The sequence below is a fragment of the Herbaspirillum lusitanum P6-12 genome, from assembly GCF_000256565.1.
GTDB classification, from domain to species: domain Bacteria; phylum Pseudomonadota; class Gammaproteobacteria; order Burkholderiales; family Burkholderiaceae_D; genus Herbaspirillum; species Herbaspirillum lusitanum.
In genome coordinates, this window is the sequence record NZ_AJHH01000665.1 from 1 (window position 1) to 1,625 (window position 1,625).

The window sequence follows — 1,625 nt, forward strand, 5'->3', positions numbered from 1 at the left end:
GCAAGAACTCAGTCGCCGTAGAGCTTTTGCTTGAGTTCGCGGCGTTGTTGCGCTTCCAGCGACAGGGTCGCGGTAGGACGCGCCAACAGACGCGGAATGCCGATCGGTTCGCCGGTTTCTTCGCACCAGCCGTATTCGCCGCTGTCGATGGAAACGATGGATTGCTGCACCTTCTTGAGCAGCTTGCGCTCGCGGTCGCGGGTGCGCAATTCCAGCGCGTGTTCTTCTTCGATCGTGGCGCGGTCGGCAGGATCAGGCACCAGCACGGTTTCGCGCAGATGCTCGGTGGTCTCGCCAGCATTCTTGAGCAGATCTCGTTCCAGCTGTTGCAAACGGGCCTTGAAGAAAGCAAGTTGCGCTTCGTTCATGTAGTCCTTCTCACCCATCTTGAGGATTTGTTCCTCGGTGAGCAAGGTTTGCGTATCAGGGGTAGTTTTGGGAGTTTTAGTTGCCACTTCGCTTACTTTCAATACTACGGGTTTTTCAATTTTATCCTTTAATCCGGCGCTTGCAACCTGCTTTGCTGCCTTGCCGCTGCTGGCTTTGCTGCCGCCAGCCTGACCGGATTTGGTCGCTTTTGAATCCACTTCCCTTGCTGCCGGTGTTGCCGCTGTTGCAGGCGCTTTTTGAGACGCCGCTCCGACTGCCTTGCCGGCGCCCTTCCCTGTGCCCGGCCCGGCGGTCGCTGCTACCGTTTTTTTAACGGTCAGGGATTTTACTACAACAACATTGGCTGCCGATGAAGTTGTTGCCTTCTTCGGCGCCGCCTTGCCGGCCTTGGGCTGCGCGGCCGGTGCAGTCTTCACTGCAGCAGTTTTGCGGGCTGGCGTCGCCGCCCGGCTGGCCGGTTTCGGCTTCAGTTTTTCAGATGCCGCCGTTGGCGTTTTGACCGCTGCGGCAGTCGCGCCGGCCTTCTTGGCCGCACTTTTGGCCGCGACGACTTTGGAACTGTCTTTCTTTGCGATGGCGCCCATGATTCCTTCCCCCGAGACTTCCGGTTATCTGGTCAATCGACGATCGTGCCTGGCTCACGCCATGACACGCAGATGGGGAAGCGTGTCATCCGGCACGCAAATCCAATACAGTGTATACCAGAACTTGGCGCATAAATAGCACTTCACACACTGCGCCGTACCCGCCGGTGCCCGCCTGGGGCCTGCCCGACGCGGTCAGGCCGGATGTGCAGCGCCGCACACCGGGCAAGCCGGGTTGCGCGCCAGCCGAATGGTGGTCCATTCCATGTTGCGGGCGTCGAGGATCTGCAGCCGTCCGGCCAGCGATTCGCCGATCCCGGCCGTCAGCTTGAGCGCTTCAGCCGCCTGCATCGTGCCGATAATGCCCACCAGCGGCGAAAACACGCCCATGGTCGAGCATTGCACCTCGTCGAATTTCTGGTCGGGTGGAAACAGGCAGGCGTAGCATGGCGCCGTTCCCGAACGCGGATCGAAAACGCTGACCTGGCCGTCGAAACGTATCGCCGCACCCGACACCAGCGGCACCTTGTGGGTCACGCAGGCGCGGTTGACGGCGTGACGGGTGTCGAAATTGTCGCTGCAGTCGAGCACCACCGTGGCGCTGCGCACCAGTTCGCCAAGACGCCCACATGGTGTTGGCGCGCACCGACA

The 1,625-nt window shown here is 60.7% G+C and carries 3 protein-coding genes; 1 reads left to right on the plus strand and 2 read right to left on the minus strand.

Going from position 1 to position 1,625, the window contains the following annotated elements:
- Window positions 1–8: 8 nt before the first annotated feature.
- Complete coding sequence (gene dksA, locus HLUSI_RS0121765) at window positions 9–413, minus strand: RNA polymerase-binding protein DksA (RefSeq protein ID WP_016835981.1); 405 nt, start codon at window positions 411–413, stop codon at window positions 9–11.
- Between the two features lie 235 nt (window positions 414–648).
- Here dksA and HLUSI_RS0121770 point away from each other — a divergent pair, with 235 nt between their 5' ends.
- Window positions 649–1,113, plus strand: coding sequence for a hypothetical protein (locus HLUSI_RS0121770; RefSeq protein WP_016835982.1), 465 nt, complete (start codon window positions 649–651; stop codon window positions 1,111–1,113).
- 56 nt (window positions 1,114–1,169) lie between these two features.
- Here the strand turns inward: HLUSI_RS0121770 and HLUSI_RS0121775 are convergent.
- A partial coding sequence (locus HLUSI_RS0121775) for a HesA/MoeB/ThiF family protein (RefSeq protein WP_029363872.1) occupies window positions 1,170–1,625 on the minus strand: 456 nt, incomplete at its 5' end.